The following is an 18,565-nucleotide window of genomic DNA, read 5'->3' on the forward strand; positions in this document are numbered from 1 at the left end:
CAAACTCAAGATTTCAATGCTTCGGCAAGGTTCGCGAGTTTGCCGCGAATCGAGCCATCGATTACCAGGTCGCCGGCGCGGATGATGACACCACCAATAAGGGTGGCATCCTCCGCAGCGTGCAGTCGCACTTCCCGGCCGAGCCGTGCACTGAGAACCTTGGCGAGTTTGTCTTGCTGTTCTTGGTTCAATGCAAAAGCACTGGTGACATCCACATCTACCGATTTCTCTTGTTCGGCCTTGTACAGGTCAAACAGAGCGGCGATCTCCGGCAAAAGCGGGAGACGGTCGTTTTCAGCAACGACGTGGATGAAATTCTGTGCCTTGGCATCGAACTTGTCGCCACACACGTCAATAAACGTGGTGGCCTTGTTTGCGCTCGTCAGTCGCGGGGCCTTGAGCACGCGCTGCATGGTGTCGTCTTGCGACACTGCTGCAGCCAGGCCGAGCATGGCTGACCAAGAGGCCAGTTGCTGGTGGGCCTGGGCGTGCTCGAAGGCTGCCTTAGCGTAAGGTCGGGCCAACGTGGTCAGTTCTGCCATGATCGCCCTCGCTTAAATTTCAGCAGCCAGTTTGTTAACCAGCTCCGCGTGCGCGTTTTGATCGATTGTGGCACCCAGGATCTTCTCGGCGCCGCCAACGGCCAGAGCACCCAGTTGGGCACGCAGCGCGTCTTTGACACTGTTCAGTTCCTGCTCGATCTCGGCCTGAGCCTGCACCTTCACACGTTCAGCGTCGACACGGGCTTTATCAACAGCCTCTTCGACGATCTGATTACCGCGTTTCTTGGCCTGCTCAATGATTTCGGCTGCCTGAGCTTTTGCTTCGCGCAGTTGTTGACCCGCTTTATCTTGGGCCAATTCCAGGTCGCGAGCTGCTCGGGCGGCAGCGTCCAGTCCATCCGCGATCTTCTTCTGACGTTCGTGCAAAGCCGCGATGACCGGAGGCCACACGAACTTCATGCAAAACAGTACAAAAATGAAGAACGCAACGGACTGGCCAATCAGGGTTGCATTAATGTTCACGCCAACACCTCGCTCGTTCGTTGTCCATCAGACTTGCTCAACTCGAAAATCCGAGTGATTAGTGAGCGAGTTGACCAACGAAAGGGTTCGCGAAGGTGAAGAACAGAGCGATACCAACGCCGATCATGGTTACGGCGTCGAGCAGACCGGCAACGATGAACATTTTGACTTGCAGCATTGGAACCATTTCTGGCTGACGCGCTGCGCCTTCCAGGAACTTGCCGCCCAACAGGCCGAAACCAATTGCGGTACCCAGTGCGCCCAGGCCGATCAACAGTGCAACAGCGATAGCGGTTAGACCAACTACAGTTTCCATCTTTCCTCCCGACTTTTACGTCGTATGGTTTAGGTTTTTTAGATTAAAGCGGTAAAACAAATCGTTTCATCGAGCCCGGTACGGGCCCCCTCTCGCCGAGGCAAGAGGGACATCAGACCAGCCGAAACTGGTCTTAATGGTTCTCTTCGTGCGCCATCGACAGGTAGACGATGGTCAGCATCATGAAGATAAACGCCTGCAGGGTGATGATCAGGATGTGGAACACAGCCCACGCCCACTGCAGCACAATGCCCAGGCCGCTAAGCCAGAGCAGGCCGCTGCCGAACATCACGGCGATCAGGATAAACACCAGCTCGCCAGCGTACATGTTGCCGAACAGACGCAGTGCCAGCGAAATTGGCTTGGCAATCAGCGTCACGAACTCCAGCAGGAAGTTCACCGGAATCAGCAGGGCTTGAAGGAAAATGTTCTTGCTGCCGAACGGGTGCAGGGTCAGTTCGCCGATAAAGCCGCCGATGCCCTTGATCTTGATGCTGTAGAAAATGATCAGCGCGAACACCGAGAAGGCCATGGCCAGCGTTGCGTTCGGGTCGGTGGTCGATACGGCACGGAACGGGATCTCGTGGTTGCCGGAAATGGCCGCGGCCAGTTGCGGGATCCAGTCGACCGGTACCAGGTCGATGGCGTTCATCATGAACACCCAGACGAAGATGGTCAGTGCCAGTGGTGCAACCACTGGGCTACGGCCATGGAAGCTGTCTTTCACGCTGCTATCGACGAATTCGACCAATACTTCAACGAAGTTCTGCAAAGCACCCGGCACACCGGAAGTCGCCTTCTTCGCCGCCATGCGGAAAAGAAGAACGAAGATCAGACCCAACGCAACAGACCAGCCGAGGGTATCGACGTGGAATGCCCAGAAGCCCATTGCCTTGGCTTCTGCTGCGGTGTGGGCAAAACCCCACCCGCCGGTAGGTAACTGACCGAAGGTCAGGTTCTGCAAGTGGTGCTGGATATAGCCCGAAGCGGATTCTGCTGCCATGGTTGCCTCAAACGCCCTAAGGTCTCGAAAGTCTTGTTTTCATAAGCAGGGGTGCGAACCAGCTGACCAGTTGGGTCAGCACGAAGACGCCGAATACAGCTAGCGGCGCCAATGGCTTCACACCTGCAAACGTCAATGCAAAGAGCACTGCCGTCAAAATCAGTTTGCCCGCCTCGCCGGCATAAAAAGACCGGACGATGGCTTGAGCTGCTCGGGCGCCGGAAAACCGAAATGCCCTGTGAGCGAAATAAACATTGGGAAGCAAGGCTATCAGGCCTCCGCAGAGTCCTGAGTATCCGGCTACGACTCCATGCCATTGCCAGAGCGCCAAAGCGGCAAGCAGCAAAACGACAAATTGCGCCAATAACACGGGGAAAACCGCCAAGCGATGGAACGGCAAGCGGTTTGGCGTGCGGGTTTCCATCACTTTTACTCCTCAAAGGCCGGCTGCCAGAATTCAATAACTTGGCATAATTTGTGCCGACAAAATGCGCGCAGAGTATAGGGGCGGTTCTGCCCCTATTCAACTGTCAGGTAGTGATTTCCGATTGCACGCTACATGAGGAAATGTTTCAGCGGATATGCGCGAGCACACCTTGAAGCTCATCGAGGGAATTGTAACCGATCACCAACTGCCCTTTGCCCTTCTTCCCGTGGCGGATCTGCACCGCAGAGCCTAGGCGCTCTGCCAGGCGCTGTTCGAGGCGAGCGATATCCGGGTCCGGTTTGGCGGGTTCGGTGACCGCTGGTTTACCACTCAACCACTGGCGAACCAGTGCCTCAGTCTGGCGCACGGTGAGGCCACGTGCGACAACATGTCGCGCCCCCTCAACCTGTTGATTTTCCGGCAAACCGAGCAAAGCACGGGCATGACCCATTTCCAGGTCGCCGTGGGACAGCATGGTCTTGATGACTTCCGGCAATGCAATCAGGCGCAACAAGTTGGCGACGGTCACGCGGGATTTACCCACAGCCTCGGCGACTTGCTGCTGAGTCAGCTGGAATTCCTGCTGCAAACGCTGCAGGGCTACCGCCTCTTCGATCGGATTGAGGTCTTCACGCTGGATGTTCTCGATCAGCGCCATGGCGATCGCGGTTTCATCCGGCACATCGCGAACCATCGCCGGAATGGTTTCCTGACCAGCCTGCTGGCTGGCACGCCAGCGGCGTTCACCGGCGATGATTTCAAAGCGGCCAGCACCGATCGGGCGAACCACGATTGGCTGCATCACACCTTGAGCCCTGATCGATTGCGCCAGTTCCTCCAGTGCCTGGGGGTCCATGTCCCGACGCGGCTGGTATTTGCCGCGCTGAATCAGGTCCAGCGGCAGGTGTTGCAGCTCACGCTGATCGGCCTGCACCGCTTGTTCTTCAAGCGAGCTGATGGTCGGACCACTCAGCAGTGCATCCAGTCCACGTCCGAGACCTCGTTTCTTGACGGCCATGGGGATTCCTTAAGTTGCCTGAGCAGCGGCAATGCGTGAATTTTTGCGTTGACGACGAACCATCTCGCCCGCCAGGGCCAGATAGGCCAGTGCGCCACGGGATTGTTTGTCATAGGCCAACGCCGGCATGCCATAACTGGGAGCTTCGGCCAAACGGATGTTGCGCGGAATCACGGTGTCATACAGTTGCTCACCGAAGTGTTCCTTGAGCTGCGCCGACACGTCGTTCATCAGGCTCAGGCGCGGGTCATACATGGTCCGCAGCAAGCCTTCGATTTTCAGGTTCGGATTCAGCAATTCAGCGATGCGCTTGATGTTATCCACAAGGTCGCTCAACCCTTCGAGCGCGAAGTACTCGCACTGCATGGGGATAATCACCCCGTCGGATGCAACCAGGGCATTGAGCGTGAGCATCGACAGCGACGGTGGGCAGTCGATCAAAATGTAATCGTAGTTCTCACGGATCGGCGCCAGGGCGCTTCGCAGACGGCTTTCCTTCATCTGCATTTCCAGCAGAACGACTTCAGCCGCAGTCAAATCGCGGTTGGCCGGCAACAACTGGTAACCACCGTGTTCGGAGAAGTGCATGGCCTGGGCCAGGTCGCATTCACCGATCAACAGGTCGTAGACCGAGTTTTCCAGGCCGTGTTTATCCACACCGCTACCCATGGTGGCGTTGCCCTGTGGATCAAGATCGATCAACAACACCCGGCGCTTGGTCGCGACCAGGGATGCTGCGAGGTTGATGCAGGTGGTGGTCTTGCCCACACCACCCTTTTGGTTCGCTATCGCGAATACCTTAGCCATTCTTGCTTGTGTTCCCAATCATGCCGTGCGGCGCAGTATCAGCAGATGGCGTTGGCCTTGGCAACCGGGTACGGCCAGGGCGTGTTCGCTATCGAGGTGGAAGTCTGCCGGCAATGCTACCAGCTCATCGGCGGGATGAACGCCCTTCATTGCCAGCCAACGTGTATCGCTATCGCCCAAGTGGCGAGTCCAGTTGCTGAAGTTCTCCATGCTGCTGAACGCCCGGGAAATGATCCCGTTGAACGGCAGCTCAGGCGTGAAGGCTTCGACGCGACTGTGGATAACTTGCAGGTTATCCAGTTTGAGTTCGAGTTTGACCTGGGTCAGGAAGCGGGTTTTCTTGCCGTTGCTGTCCAGGCAGGTCACTTGCGACTCGGGAAACAGGATCGCCAGTGGAATACCCGGCATGCCGCCGCCGCTGCCAACATCCAGCCAGCGACCGTTTTCGATGAAGGACATCACGCTCAGGCTGTCGAGCAGATGCCGTGAAACCATTTCGTCTGGATCACGCACGGCGGTGAGGTTGTAAGCCTTGTTCCATTTGATCAACAGGGCCAGATAACCCAGCAGCTGTGCATGCTGGGTTTCTGTCAGGTTGACACCGAGCTGGCGAGCACCTGTGGATAACTCTTCGGCGTGTTGCGAGGTGACCATCGAACTCAAGCGCTTTGCTCCAACTGACGGCCCGCGCCGCGTTTTTTCAAGTGAATCATCAACAGCGAAATCGCTGCCGGGGTCACGCCCGGGATCCGCGATGCCTGGCCCAGGGTCTCTGGACGGGTCGCACCGAGCTTGCTCTGGATCTCTTTGGAGAGACCGGAGATGTTTGTGTAATCGATATCCACAGGCAATTTGGTGTCTTCGCTGGCCCGCAGGCGAGCGATTTCATCTTGCTGGCGGTCGATGTAACCGGCGTACTTGGTCTTGATTTCGACCTGCTCGGAGACCTGTGGATCTTCTGCACCGGCGCCTGTCACCGAGATCAGACCAGCGTAGTCGATTTCCGGACGGGTCAGCAGGTTCAGCAGGTTGTATTCGTGAGTCAGTGGCGTGCCGAATTTTTCGGCGATTGCATCGCCCTGTTCAGTACCGGGGCGAACCCAGGTGCTTTTCAGGCGTTGCTCTTCCACTTCGATACTTTCGCGTTTTTTGCAGAAAGCTGCCCAGCGCACGTCATCCACCAGCCCCAATTCGCGACCTTTTTCGGTCAAACGCAGGTCGGCGTTGTCTTCGCGCAGGATCAAACGGTATTCGGCGCGGGACGTGAACATCCGATACGGTTCCTGGGTACCCAGGGTAATCAGGTCGTCGACCAATACACCGATGTACGCCTCGTCGCGACGCGGGCACCAGCTGTCTTTGCCCTGGGCACGCAATGCTGCGTTGGCCCCGGCCAGCAAACCTTGGGCGCCGGCTTCTTCGTAACCGGTGGTGCCGTTGATTTGCCCGGCGAAGAACAGACCGCCGATGACTTTGGTTTCCAGGCTGTACTTCAGGTCACGCGGATCGAAGTAGTCGTACTCGATGGCGTAGCCCGGGCGCACGATATGGGCGTTTTCCATGCCGCGAATCGATTGCACGATCTGCAATTGGACGTCGAACGGCAAGGATGTGGATATCCCGTTCGGGTACAGCTCGTGGGTGGTCAAACCTTCCGGCTCGATGAAGACCTGATGGCTTTCCTTGTCGGCAAAGCGGTGGATTTTGTCTTCGATCGAAGGGCAATAACGCGGGCCAATGCCTTCGATCACACCGGAATACATCGGCGAACGGTCGAGGTTCGAGGCGATGATCTCGTGAGTACGGGCGTTGGTGTGGGTAATCCAGCAGCTGACCTGCGCGGGATGCTGTTCTTTGGAACCCAGGAACGACATCACCGGAATCGGCGTATCACCGGGTTGCTCGGTCATGACCGAGAAATCCACGGAGCGGCCATCGATGCGCGGCGGCGTACCGGTTTTCAGGCGGCCCACACGCAAAGGCAGTTCACGCAGACGATGGGCCAGGGCGATCGACGGTGGATCGCCGGCACGACCGCCGGAATAGTTCTGCATACCGATGTGGATAAGTCCGCCGAGGAAGGTGCCAGTGGTCAACACCACGGAATCGGCGAAGAAACGCAGGCCCATTTGGGTGACAACACCACGCACTTGTTCCTGTTCGACGATCAGGTCGTCGGCCGCCTGTTGAAATATCCACAGGTTCGGCTGGTTCTCGAGAATCTCGCGCACAGCGGCCTTGTACAGAACGCGGTCGGCCTGTGCGCGAGTAGCGCGCACGGCTGGGCCTTTGCGGCTGTTCAAGACGCGAAACTGAATACCACCTTTATCGGTAGCCATGGCCATCGCGCCGCCAAGGGCATCGATTTCCTTGACCAGATGGCTCTTGCCGATCCCGCCAATCGCGGGGTTGCAGCTCATTGCTCCGAGGGTTTCCACGTTATGCGTCAGCAACAGGGTTTTTGCCCCCATACGTGCTGACGCAAGTGCTGCCTCGGTACCGGCATGACCGCCGCCGATGACGATCACTTCAAAACGGGAAGGGAAATCCACCACGCACCTCGTGCCTGCTTCAGTTGGGTAATCAGGAATAGTTTGAGCTCAGGTTTTTGGACCTGGTCGACAAGTATAGGGACTTCACCCTTCCTAAAGAACCCTTTGCACAAAATTTAACCAGTTGTGGGTAAGTCACGGACAATAGAAATTAAAAAGAAAGAAATTTATTAAATCTTTGTTTTTATGTTTATTTCTACTGAGGCACCTTTCTGTGGATAGATTGATACAGCCCTTAATATTCAATGTGTACAGAGGATTGAAAGTCTGTGGTCATGTGCCAAGGAGGCCCTTGGATAACCGGTGTAAGCCTGTGGATGAATGAGGTGGTTATCCACAGAGGTGGTTTTCCTCAGTTTTGAAGCCCTGTTATCAACTGTGCTCAGTGGCAGTTATTCACAGGGCTTAATCCACAGAAAAGCGCTGAACGGAGCAAATTCCAGCCACGAGGAAACCACCGAAGCGGTCTGACGACGCTCGGCTACTTAAAGAAAGTGGAAAAATGTGGGGGGTAGGAGCCTGGCTTGCCAGCGATTGAGCGACGCGGTTTCTCAAACAAACCGTTTCGTGAGCAAGCTCGGCTCCTACAAAGGGAGAGGTGAAGCTATTTACCGATACAGAAGCTGGAAAAGATCCTGCCCAACAGGTCGTCGGAGCTGAATTCGCCGGTAATTTCACCCAACGACTGCTGCGCCTGACGCAAATCTTCAGCCAGTAGCTCTCCAGCACCGGCCAAGGTCAGCTGTGCACGGCCATGTTCGAGTGAGGCACTGGCATGACGCAGGGCTTCCAGGTGACGCCGGCGGGCGCTGAAGCTGCTTTCCGAGGTCTGCTCATAGCCCATGCAGGCCTTGAGATGGTCGCGCAGCAGCTCCAGCCCCTCGCCTGCCGACCTGGCGCTCAAGCTGATAGTCACGTGGCCATCGTCACTGACCTCCAGAGCAATTGCCTCACCCGTGAGGTCTGCCTTGTTACGGATCAAGGTCACTTTGGCCGGATCCGGGCGCTGCTCGAGGAATTCAGGCCACAAGGCAAAAGGATCGAGCGCTTCAGGAGCAGTGGCATCGACCACCAACAACACCCGATCGGCCTCACTGATGGCCTTCAATGCCCGTTCCACGCCGATTTTCTCGACCTGGTCATCGGTATCGCGCAAGCCCGCCGTGTCGACCACATGCAGCGGCATGCCGTCGATGTGGATATGTTCGCGCAGGATGTCCCGAGTGGTGCCGGCAATCTCGGTAACAATTGCCGCTTCCCGGCCGGCCAAAGCGTTGAGCAGGCTGGATTTACCGGCATTCGGACGACCAGCAATCACCACGGTCATGCCGTCACGCAGCAATGCGCCCTGCCCGGCTTCACGCAACACGGTGGATAACTCATCGCGTACAGCATCGAGCATCTTCAGTACGTGGCCATCGGCAAGGAAGTCGATTTCTTCTTCAGGAAAGTCGATTGCCGCCTCAACGTAGATCCGCAACGCAATCAGTTGCTCGGTGAGGCTATGCACACGCAGGGAGAAAGCGCCTTGCAACGAGCGCAAAGCGTTACGAGCCGCCTGTGCAGAGCTTGCCTCAATGAGGTCGGCGATGGCTTCGGCCTGGGCCAGGTCGAGTTTGTCGTTGAGGAACGCGCGTTCGCTGAATTCACCCGGCCGGGCCAGACGGCAACCTAATTGCAGGCAGCGCTGCAGCAACATATCCAGAACGATGGGACCACCGTGGCCCTGGAGTTCCAACACATCTTCACCGGTGAATGAATTCGGCCCCGGGAAATACAGGGCAATGCCTTCGTCCAGCACCTCTTCTTCGGCGCTGAGGAACGGACCGTAATGGGCAAATCGCGGTTTGAGTTCGCGACCACTGATGGCTTTTGCCGTGCTACTTGCCAGCGGTCCGGAAATGCGGACGATACCGACACCGCCACGGCCTTGAGCGGTGGCGACGGCGGCGATGGTTTCACGAGGAGCGCTCATGATTCGATATCCAGATAAAAATGGCAGATAGCAAAACGCCCCACTAGGGGGCGTTTTGAGTGGTTATCCACAGAGTAAGTTATGCGGCGGCTTTTTTGGTAGCCGCTTCAATCTTACGAGTGATGTACCACTGTTGAGTGATCGACAGGCAGTTGTTCACAACCCAGTACAGCACCAGACCCGCAGGGAACCACAGGAAGAAGAAGGTGAAGATGATTGGCATCAACTTCATCACCTTGGCCTGCATCGGATCCGGAGGCGTCGGGTTCAACTGCTGCTGGATAAACATGGTTGCGCCCATGATGATCGGCAGAATGAAGAACGGATCCTTGATCGACAGGTCGGTAATCCACAGCATGAACGGCGCTTGGCGCATTTCCACGCTTTCCAGGAGTACCCAGTACAGCGAAAGGAAAACCGGCATCTGCACGAGGATTGGCAAGCAACCACCCAGCGGATTGATCTTCTCTTTCTTGTACAGCTCCATCATGGCTTGCGACATTTTCTGCCGGTCATCGCCATGCTGCTCTTTCAGCGCAGCCAGTTTCGGAGCCACTGCACGCATGCGTGCCATGGATTTGTAGCTGGCAGCCGACAGCGGGAAGAAGATCCCTTTGATCAGCATGGTCAGGAAGATGATCGACCAGCCCCAGTTACCGACCAGTGCGTGGATGTGTTGCAGCAGCCAGAAAATCGGCTGGGCAATGAACCACAGAATGCCGTAGTCGACAGTCAGTTCCAGACCTGGGGACAACTCTTTCAGTATTGCCTGGCTTTTTGGACCGGCGTACAGAGTAGCGCTGGTTTCAGCCTTGGCACCTGGCGCAACGGACAATGCCGGGCCAGTGAAACCGATGATGTAGTTGCCTTGGCTGTCTTTACGCGTCTGCACCACGTTGCTGTCGTTCTTGCCCGGAATCCAGGCGGTCACGAAGTAGTGTTGCAGCCAGGCAACCCAGCCGCCGTTAACGGTTTCTTTCAGCGAAGCCTTGTCGATATCTTTCATCGACACTTTTTTGTACGGCTCTGCACTTGTCCACAGGGCAGCGCCCAGGTAAGTCGCAGTACCGGTGGCTGTCGTGGAAGAAGGATCGGCACTTGCATCGCGCTTGAGCTGGGCAAACAGGTTGCCAGTCCAGGCCTTGTCGCTGGTGTTGTCGATCAGATAAGTGACTTTCAGATCGTACAGACCGCGAGTAAAGGTGAAGCGCTTGATGTAATTGACGCCAGCGTCGCTGAATTTCAGGTCAACGTTGAGCTGGTTCTGGCCATCAGCCAGTTGATAAGTCTTCTGTTCGGTCGAGTAAACCGGACGACCGGTAGCGCGAGCATCCGGACCGTTGGTACCGGTCAGGCCGCTTTGAGCCAGATAGGTACGTTCGCCGCCGTTATCAAACAGCTGGAACGGAATTTCCGGATGGTCCTGACGACGTGGATACAGCGGCAGCATCAGCTGGGCGATATCACCACCTTGAGGATCGATAGCCAGTTCGAGCACATCCGTTTTGACGTGGATGAGATCTTTGTTGGCCACTACCGGAGTTGCGGTAGGGGTGCTGGTATCGGCATTCGCGCTGGGTACATCGGCACTGGCGGCAGCATTGTTACCAAGTGGCGTGTCCGGAATAGCCGGGGCAGCCTGATTGGCAGCAACATTCTGAGTCGGCAGGGCAGCCTGACCATAGTCCTGGTTCCATTTCAGAACCATAACGTAGGACACGATTGCCAGGGCGACGATCAGGATCGTGCGTTTAATATCCATGATTACTCGGCCATCGAAGAAGAACGGGAGGTAGGGATAGGCGGAACCGGGTCATAACCACCGGGATTCCACGGATGACAGCGACCTAAACGACGAAAGGTCAGCCAGCCACCGCGCAGAAGGCCATGATTTTCAATGGCTTCATACGCGTAGCAGGAACAACTGGGGTAGAAACGACAGTGGCTGGCCATCAGAGGACTAATGGCATAGCGATAAAACTGGATCGGAACGAGCGCCAGTTTACGCATCAGTGCTGTCTACCCCTACAGTTTCGGTTTTGACTGCTGGTACCGGCGTGCTGCGTGCCAGACGTTTCCAGAGTTTTCCGAAATGCTGAATCAATTCGGGGTTTTCTACGTCGCCCAAACCTTTGCGCGCGACGATAACGATATCCCAGCCAGCCAGAGAATCCTGGTGGAGGCGAAAGGATTCGCGCATCAGACGTTTGAGGCGATTGCGTTCAACGGAGAGCTTCACACTCTTTTTCCCGATAACCAGCCCTAGGCGGGGGTGATCGAGATCGTTGGTGCGTGCAAGGAGCAGGAGATTTTTCCCCGGAACCTTGCCGGTAGGGGAGTCAAAGACTGCCTTGAAATGCCGGGGGGTAAGCAAACGCTTTTCCCGACTGAAGTCCTGACTCACCTCCAGTACCGGATTATCAAACTGCCAGACGCGCACGACCTTTGGCGCGACGACGCGACAGGACGGCACGGCCGTTCTTGGTAGCCATGCGAGCACGGAAACCGTGGGTACGAGCGCGTTTGATAGTGCTTGGTTGGAAAGTACGTTTCATGTCGTGTTACCTGGTTCGTCCACAACGGGCCGGAATGGCCCCCGTTTTAAGAGACCGGGGATTCTAGAGAAAGCAAGCCTCTAGGTCAATTTCCAACCAACGTTTCCTTTAAATGGATATCCAGGAGGCTCGTCCTTGAAAGGTGGACAGCTAGATATAAAAATAAAGAAGGGAATTATTTAAAGCTTTTCTGTAAAGCTTATAAAAGCTAGGCACACGATCATCTGTGGATAACTACCTTTAAGCCTTCTACTACGGGCTGTACAGAGAATGACAACTACAGTGGAAAACGGTGTTCAGCCTGTGCTGCGCTGTCGGATAAGCTGTGTGTGGAATGGGGTGTTATCCACAGGCAGGTTACCCACAGAGTTTGCCCCTCACTTGTACAACGACCTTAAGTGGGCTTATCCACAGAGCTTATGCACAGACCATTGGTCGTCTTTTTTACGTATAAAGCGTTGATTCTTCGACACCCGTGAGCAACCTACGTGTGGATAAGTCGGCGTCTGGTCGCTACAATGGCCGCTTGTTTTTGCCTCACCGGCTTTCAACTTAGGGGATATCCGTGTCAGTGGAACTTTGGCAGCAGTGCGTGGAGCTTTTGCGCGATGAGCTGCCTGCCCAACAATTCAACACTTGGATCCGTCCACTACAGGTCGAAGCCGAAGGCGACGAGTTGCGTGTCTACGCACCGAATCGTTTTGTTCTCGACTGGGTCAACGAAAAGTACCTGAGCCGCGTGCTCGAACTGCTGGATGAGCACGGCGACGGCATGGCGCCGGCGCTTTCCTTATTAATAGGCAGCAAACGCAGTTCAGCCCCTCGTGCTGCGCCGAATGCGCCGTTGGCTGCGGCGGCGTCTCAAGCCCAGGCAGCTGCCGCACCGGCACCGGTCAGCGCTCCTGCGTCCACCGCGCCGACCAAACGTGCAACACAAAAAGTCGCCGAGGTCAGTGAAGAGCCGTCCCGCGACAGCTTCGACCCAATGGCCGGCGCCAGCTCGCAACAGGCCCCGGTCCGTGCCGAACAGCGCACGGTGCAGGTCGAGGGCGCGCTCAAGCACACCAGTTACCTGAACCGCACCTTTACCTTCGAGAACTTCGTCGAAGGTAAGTCCAACCAGTTGGCCCGCGCGGCAGCCTGGCAGGTAGCGGACAATCCCAAGCACGGCTACAACCCGCTGTTCCTGTATGGCGGCGTAGGCTTGGGTAAAACCCACTTGATGCACGCTGTGGGTAACCACCTATTAAAGAAGAACCCGAATGCCAAGGTCGTGTACCTGCATTCCGAGCGCTTCGTGGCCGATATGGTCAAGGCTTTGCAGCTGAACGCGATCAACGAGTTCAAGCGCTTCTACCGTTCGGTCGATGCGCTGCTCATCGATGACATTCAGTTCTTCGCCCGCAAGGAACGTTCCCAGGAAGAATTTTTCCACACGTTCAACGCCCTGCTTGAAGGTGGCCAACAGGTCATCCTCACCAGTGACCGTTATCCGAAAGAAATCGAAGGCCTTGAGGAGCGCTTGAAGTCGCGCTTCGGCTGGGGCCTGACGGTTGCCGTCGAGCCGCCGGAACTGGAAACCCGCGTCGCGATTCTGATGAAGAAAGCTGACCAGGCTAAAGTTGACCTGCCGCACGACGCGGCGTTCTTCATTGCCCAGCGTATTCGTTCCAACGTCCGTGAACTCGAAGGCGCGCTCAAACGCGTGATCGCCCACTCACACTTCATGGGCCGCGATATCACCATCGAGTTGATTCGCGAATCCTTGAAGGACTTGTTGGCGCTTCAGGACAAACTGGTCTCTGTGGATAACATTCAGCGCACCGTCGCCGAGTACTACAAGATCAAGATTTCGGATCTGCTGTCCAAGCGCCGTTCGCGTTCGGTCGCACGTCCACGGCAAGTGGCCATGGCCCTGTCCAAGGAACTGACCAACCACAGCCTGCCGGAAATCGGCGATGTGTTTGGCGGCCGCGACCACACCACGGTGTTGCACGCATGCCGCAAGATCAACGAACTTAAGGAATCCGACGCGGACATCCGCGAGGACTACAAGAACCTGCTGCGTACACTGACCACTTGATGAACACCAGCGCAGCTTATTAAGGCAAGGGACTAGACCATGCATTTCACCATTCAACGCGAAGCCCTGTTGAAACCCCTGCAACTGGTCGCAGGCGTCGTCGAGCGCCGACAGACCTTGCCGGTGCTTTCCAACGTGCTGCTGGTTGTAGAAGGCCAGCAGTTGTCGCTGACCGGTACCGACCTGGAAGTCGAACTGGTCGGTCGTGTGCAACTCGAAGAGCCGGCCGAGCCGGGCGAAATCACTGTCCCGGCGCGTAAGCTGATGGACATCTGCAAGAGCCTGCCGAACGACGCGCTGATCGACATCAAGGTCGATGAGCAGAAGCTTGTCGTGAAAGCCGGCCGTAGCCGCTTCACCTTGTCGACGTTGCCAGCCAACGACTTCCCGACTGTTGAAGAAGGCCCGGGCTCGCTGACCTGCAGTCTTGCGCAGAGCAAGCTGCGCCGCTTGATCGAGCGCACCAGCTTCGCCATGGCTCAGCAGGACGTTCGCTACTACCTCAACGGTATGCTGCTGGAAGTGTCTGCCGGGATCATCCGCGCTGTGGCCACCGACGGTCACCGTCTGGCCATGTGCTCGATGCAGGCTGACATCGGCCAACCGGATCGCCACCAGGTGATCGTTCCACGTAAAGGTATTCTGGAACTGGCGCGCTTGCTGACCGAGCCGGACGGCAATGTCAGCATCGTTCTGGGCCAGCACCACATTCGTGCCACCACTGGCGAGTTCACCTTTACCTCGAAACTGGTCGACGGCAAATTCCCGGACTACGAGCGTGTTCTGCCAAAAGGCGGCGACAAACTGGTACTGGGTGATCGTCAGGCACTGCGTGAAGCGTTCAGCCGCACCGCGATTCTGTCCAACGAGAAGTACCGCGGCATTCGTCTGCAACTGGCCAACGGTCAGTTGAAGATCCAGGCGAACAACCCGGAGCAGGAAGAGGCGGAAGAAGAAGTCGGTGTTGAGTACAACGGTGGCTCGCTGGAAATCGGCTTCAACGTGAGCTATCTGCTCGACGTGCTGGGCGTGATGACCACTGAGCAAGTGCGCTTGATCCTGTCTGACTCCAACAGCAGTGCGCTGGTGCAAGAGTCCGACAACGACGACTCGGCTTACGTTGTCATGCCGATGCGCCTGTAAACATGCTTAGCAGACGCTAGATGTCCCTCAGTCGTGTCTCGGTCACCGCGGTGCGCAATCTGCACCCGGTGACCTTCTCCCCCTCCCCCCGCATCAACATCCTGTACGGCGCCAACGGCAGCGGCAAAACCAGTGTTCTGGAAGCCATCCATCTGCTGGGGCTCGCCCGTTCGTTTCGCAGTACCCGCCTTTTACCGGTCATCCAGTACGAGCAGTTGGCGTGCACGGTATTCGGTCAGGTCGAATTAGCCGAGGGTGGGCACAGCGCCTTGGGGATATCCCGAGACCGCCAGGGGGAATTTCAGATTCGCATTGATGGGCAGAACGCCCGCAGCGCTGCGCAACTGGCAGAAATTCTGCCACTGCAATTGATCAACCCCGACAGCTTCCGCCTGTTGGAAGGCGCACCGAAGATTCGCCGACAGTTTCTGGATTGGGGTGTGTTCCACGTGGAACCGCGTTTCATGTCCACCTGGCAGCGCTTGCAGAAGGCCCTGCGTCAGAGAAACTCTTGGCTGCGGCATGGTACACTTGACGCCGTTTCGCAAGCGGTTTGGGACAGAGAATTGTGCCAGGCCAGCGCAGAAATTGATGAATACCGCCGCGCTTATATCAAAGCCTTGAAACCAGTCTTTGAACAGACCTTGAGCGAACTCGTCGAACTCGAGGGCTTAACGCTTAGCTATTACCGGGGTTGGGACAAAGAGCGAGAGCTGAGTGCAGTGCTCGCCGCGTCCGTTCACCGGGATCAGCAAATGGGGCATACCCAGGCCGGACCACAACGCGCTGATTTGCGTCTTAGATTGGGCGCACACAATGCCGCGGACATCTTGTCTCGTGGTCAGCAGAAGTTGGTGGTCTGTGCATTGCGGATTGCCCAAGGGCATTTGGTCAGCCAGGCCCGGCGCGGCCAATGTATTTATCTGGTGGATGACTTGCCGTCCGAGCTGGATGAGCAGCACCGCCGTGCGCTTTGCCGTTTGCTGGAAGACTTACGCTGCCAGGTGTTTATCACCTGTGTAGATCACGAATTATTGAGGGAAGGCTGGCAGACGGAAACGCCAGTCGCCCTGTTCCACGTGGAACAGGGCCGTATCACCCAGACCCACGACCATCGGGAGTGAAGGCATGAGCGAAGAAAATACGTACGACTCAACGAGCATTAAAGTGCTGAAAGGCCTGGATGCCGTACGCAAACGTCCCGGTATGTACATTGGTGACACCGACGATGGCAGCGGTCTGCACCACATGGTGTTCGAGGTGGTCGATAACTCGATCGACGAAGCTTTGGCCGGCCATTGCGACGACATCAGCATCATCATCCACCCGGACGAATCCATCACCGTGCGCGACAACGGTCGTGGCATTCCGGTAGACGTGCATAAAGAAGAAGGCGTCTCGGCGGCCGAAGTCATCATGACCGTGCTGCACGCCGGCGGTAAATTCGATGACAACTCCTACAAAGTATCCGGCGGTCTGCACGGTGTAGGTGTGTCGGTTGTAAACGCCCTGTCCGAAGAACTGGTCCTGACTGTTCGCCGTAGCGGCAAAATCTGGGAACAGACTTACGTTCACGGTGTTCCGCAAGAACCGATGAAGATCGTTGGTGAGAGTGGAACCACCGGTACCCAGATTCACTTCAAACCGTCTGATCAAACCTTCAAGAACATCCACTTCAGCTGGGACATTCTGGCCAAGCGGATTCGTGAACTGTCCTTCCTCAACTCCGGTGTTGGTATCGTCCTCAAGGACGAGCGCAGCGGCAAGGAAGAGCTGTTCAAGTACGAAGGCGGCCTGCGTGCGTTCGTTGAATACCTGAACACCAACAAGACCCCGGTCAATCAGGTGTTCCACTTCAACATTCAGCGTGAAGACGGCATTGGCGTGGAAATCGCCCTGCAGTGGAACGACAGCTTCAACGAGAACCTGTTGTGCTTCACCAACAACATTCCTCAGCGCGACGGCGGTACTCACCTCGTGGGTTTCCGTTCCGCGCTGACGCGTAACCTGAACACCTACATCGAAGCGGAAGGCCTGGCGAAGAAACACAAAGTCGCCACCACCGGTGACGATGCCCGTGAAGGCCTGACCGCGATCATTTCGGTCAAGGTACCGGATCCGAAGTTCAGCTCCCAGACCAAAGACAAGCTGGTTTCTTCCGAAGTGAAGACCGCGGTCGAACAGGAAATGGGCAAGTACTTCTCCGACTTCCTGCTGGAAAATCCGAACGAAGCCAAGCTGGTTGTCGGCAAGATGATCGATGCGGCCCGTGCTCGCGAAGCGGCGCGTAAAGCTCGCGAGATGACCCGTCGTAAAGGCGCGCTGGATATCGCCGGCCTGCCGGGCAAACTGGCGGACTGCCAGGAAAAAGACCCTGCCCTGTCCGAACTGTACCTCGTGGAAGGTGACTCTGCTGGCGGCTCCGCCAAGCAGGGACGCAACCGCAAGACCCAGGCGATTCTGCCCCTCAAGGGTAAGATCCTGAACGTCGAGAAGGCGCGTTTCGACAAGATGATCTCTTCGCAAGAAGTGGGCACCTTGATCACTGCGCTGGGCTGCGGCATCGGTCGCGACGAGTACAACATCGACAAGCTGCGTTATCACAACATCATCATCATGACCGATGCTGACGTCGACGGTTCGCACATCCGTACCCTGCTGCTGACCTTCTTCTTCCGTCAGCTGCCGGAGCTGATCGAGCGTGGCTACATCTACATCGCTCAGCCACCGTTGTACAAAGTGAAGAAAGGCAAGCAAGAGCAATACATCAAAGACGACGACGCCATGGAAGAGTACATGACGCAGTCGGCCCTGGAAGATGCGAGCCTGCACCTGAACGAGGAAGCGCCGGGTATCTCCGGCGAAGCCCTCGAGCGTCTGGTGAATGACTTCCGTCTGGTAATGAAGACCCTCAAGCGTCTGTCGCGCCTGTACCCGCAGGAACTGACCGAGCACTTCATATACCTGCCAGCGGTGAGCATGGATCAACTGTCCGATCACGCAGCGATGCAGGATTGGCTGGCCCAGTACGAAGTTCGCCTGCGCACTGTCGAGAAGTCCGGCCTGGTCTACAAAGCCAGCCTGCGAGAGGACCGTGAACGTAACGTCTGGCTGCCAGAGGTCGAGTTGATCTCCCACGGTCTGTCGAACTACGTCACCTTCAACCGCGACTTCTTCGGTAGCAACGACTACAAGACCGTTGTCTCCCTGGGCGCTCAACTGAGCACCTTGCTGGACGAAGGCGCTTACATTCAGCGCGGCGAGCGCAAGAAAGCCGTTACCGAATTCAAGGAAGCCCTTGAGTGGTTGATGGCCGAAAGCACCAAGCGTCACACCATCCAGCGATACAAAGGTCTGGGTGAGATGAACCCGGATCAGCTGTGGGAAACCACCATGGACCCAGGCTCGCGCCGGATGCTCAAAGTGACCATCGAAGACGCCATTGGCGCGGACCAGATCTTCAACACCCTGATGGGTGATGCGGTCGAACCACGTCGTGACTTCATCGAAAGCAACGCCCTGGCAGTGTCTAACCTGGACTTCTGATCCGGTGTTGGTTCGCAAAAAAGATGCACATTTTCACCAGTAAATGAGTCTGGCCCACCCTGAGAGGTAGACCATACAAAAGGCCAGCGCACCGCGCTGGCCTTTTTTTTGAGGG

18 protein-coding genes are annotated in these 18,565 nt (G+C 56.6%); 4 read left to right on the top strand and 14 right to left on the bottom strand.

Annotation, left to right across the window (positions count from 1 at the left end; translation table 11 throughout):
* Window positions 1-5 precede the first annotated feature (5 nt).
* The 14 genes from NTD87_RS01645 to rpmH all read right to left on the bottom strand — a co-directional run bounded on the left by NTD87_RS01645 (window position 6) and on the right by rpmH (window position 11,678).
* Window positions 6-542, bottom strand: coding sequence for a F0F1 ATP synthase subunit delta (locus tag NTD87_RS01645; RefSeq protein ID WP_033059683.1), 537 nt, complete (start codon window positions 540-542; stop codon window positions 6-8).
* Between the two features lie 12 nt (window positions 543-554).
* Window positions 555-1,025, bottom strand: coding sequence for a F0F1 ATP synthase subunit B (locus NTD87_RS01650; protein ID WP_019694394.1), 471 nt, complete (start codon window positions 1,023-1,025; stop codon window positions 555-557).
* A 58-nt stretch (window positions 1,026-1,083) separates the two neighbouring features.
* Entirely contained in the window at window positions 1,084-1,341 is a 258-nt protein-coding gene (gene atpE / locus NTD87_RS01655; RefSeq protein WP_019694395.1) for a F0F1 ATP synthase subunit C, read from the bottom strand.
* Window positions 1,342-1,474: 133 nt separating this feature from the next.
* The gene (gene atpB / locus NTD87_RS01660; protein WP_123427106.1) at window positions 1,475-2,344 is read right to left on the bottom strand and encodes a F0F1 ATP synthase subunit A; all 870 of its coding nucleotides are present in this window, start codon (window positions 2,342-2,344) and stop codon (window positions 1,475-1,477) included.
* Between the two features lie 16 nt (window positions 2,345-2,360).
* Entirely contained in the window at window positions 2,361-2,768 is a 408-nt protein-coding gene (locus NTD87_RS01665; protein ID WP_262111408.1) for a F0F1 ATP synthase subunit I, read from the bottom strand.
* 148 nt (window positions 2,769-2,916) lie between these two features.
* Complete coding sequence (locus NTD87_RS01670) at window positions 2,917-3,789, bottom strand: ParB/RepB/Spo0J family partition protein (RefSeq protein WP_262111410.1); 873 nt, start codon at window positions 3,787-3,789, stop codon at window positions 2,917-2,919.
* Window positions 3,790-3,798: 9 nt separating this feature from the next.
* Window positions 3,799-4,596: a ParA family protein gene (locus NTD87_RS01675; protein ID WP_019694399.1), complete on the bottom strand. Its 798-nt coding sequence runs from the start codon at window positions 4,594-4,596 to the stop codon at window positions 3,799-3,801.
* An 18-nt stretch (window positions 4,597-4,614) separates the two neighbouring features.
* Window positions 4,615-5,250: a 16S rRNA (guanine(527)-N(7))-methyltransferase RsmG gene (rsmG, locus tag NTD87_RS01680; protein ID WP_185015445.1), complete on the bottom strand. Its 636-nt coding sequence runs from the start codon at window positions 5,248-5,250 to the stop codon at window positions 4,615-4,617.
* A gap of 5 nt (window positions 5,251-5,255) precedes the next feature.
* Window positions 5,256-7,148, bottom strand: coding sequence for a tRNA uridine-5-carboxymethylaminomethyl(34) synthesis enzyme MnmG (gene mnmG, locus NTD87_RS01685; RefSeq protein WP_262111413.1), 1,893 nt, complete (start codon window positions 7,146-7,148; stop codon window positions 5,256-5,258).
* 604 nt (window positions 7,149-7,752) lie between these two features.
* Window positions 7,753-9,123 (bottom strand): tRNA uridine-5-carboxymethylaminomethyl(34) synthesis GTPase MnmE, encoded by a 1,371-nt coding sequence (gene mnmE, locus NTD87_RS01690; RefSeq protein ID WP_262111415.1) that lies wholly within the window; start codon window positions 9,121-9,123, stop codon window positions 7,753-7,755.
* Between the two features lie 79 nt (window positions 9,124-9,202).
* On the bottom strand, window positions 9,203-10,885 hold the full coding sequence (gene yidC, locus NTD87_RS01695) for a membrane protein insertase YidC (protein ID WP_262111416.1): 1,683 nt from the start codon (window positions 10,883-10,885) through the stop codon (window positions 9,203-9,205).
* Window positions 10,886-10,887: 2 nt separating this feature from the next.
* Window positions 10,888-11,133, bottom strand: a complete 246-nt coding sequence (gene yidD / locus NTD87_RS01700) for a membrane protein insertion efficiency factor YidD (protein ID WP_010465488.1) — start codon at window positions 11,131-11,133, stop codon at window positions 10,888-10,890.
* Complete coding sequence (gene rnpA / locus NTD87_RS01705; RefSeq protein ID WP_262111582.1) at window positions 11,126-11,527, bottom strand: ribonuclease P protein component; 402 nt, start codon at window positions 11,525-11,527, stop codon at window positions 11,126-11,128. The genes yidD and rnpA overlap by 8 nt, the downstream gene beginning before the upstream one ends.
* A gap of 16 nt (window positions 11,528-11,543) precedes the next feature.
* Complete coding sequence (gene rpmH / locus NTD87_RS01710; RefSeq protein WP_003213577.1) at window positions 11,544-11,678, bottom strand: 50S ribosomal protein L34; 135 nt, start codon at window positions 11,676-11,678, stop codon at window positions 11,544-11,546.
* A 565-nt stretch (window positions 11,679-12,243) separates the two neighbouring features.
* Between rpmH and dnaA the strand changes: the two genes are divergently transcribed.
* From dnaA to gyrB, 4 genes are read left to right on the top strand one after another with little or no spacing between them, the layout of a single operon-like run.
* Window positions 12,244-13,761, top strand: a complete 1,518-nt coding sequence (dnaA, locus tag NTD87_RS01715; protein WP_262111419.1) for a chromosomal replication initiator protein DnaA — start codon at window positions 12,244-12,246, stop codon at window positions 13,759-13,761.
* Window positions 13,762-13,800: 39 nt separating this feature from the next.
* Entirely contained in the window at window positions 13,801-14,904 is a 1,104-nt protein-coding gene (gene dnaN, locus NTD87_RS01720; RefSeq protein ID WP_262111420.1) for a DNA polymerase III subunit beta, read from the top strand.
* A 20-nt stretch (window positions 14,905-14,924) separates the two neighbouring features.
* A complete protein-coding gene (recF, locus tag NTD87_RS01725) occupies window positions 14,925-16,028 on the top strand; it encodes a DNA replication/repair protein RecF (RefSeq protein ID WP_019694407.1) in 1,104 nt (367 codons plus the stop codon).
* A gap of 4 nt (window positions 16,029-16,032) precedes the next feature.
* Window positions 16,033-18,450: a DNA topoisomerase (ATP-hydrolyzing) subunit B gene (gyrB, locus tag NTD87_RS01730; RefSeq protein ID WP_262111422.1), complete on the top strand. Its 2,418-nt coding sequence runs from the start codon at window positions 16,033-16,035 to the stop codon at window positions 18,448-18,450.
* Window positions 18,451-18,565: the final 115 nt, after the last annotated feature.

Source organism: Pseudomonas sp. 6D_7.1_Bac1 (assembly GCF_025465945.1).
Classification (GTDB): Bacteria; Pseudomonadota; Gammaproteobacteria; order Pseudomonadales; family Pseudomonadaceae; genus Aquipseudomonas.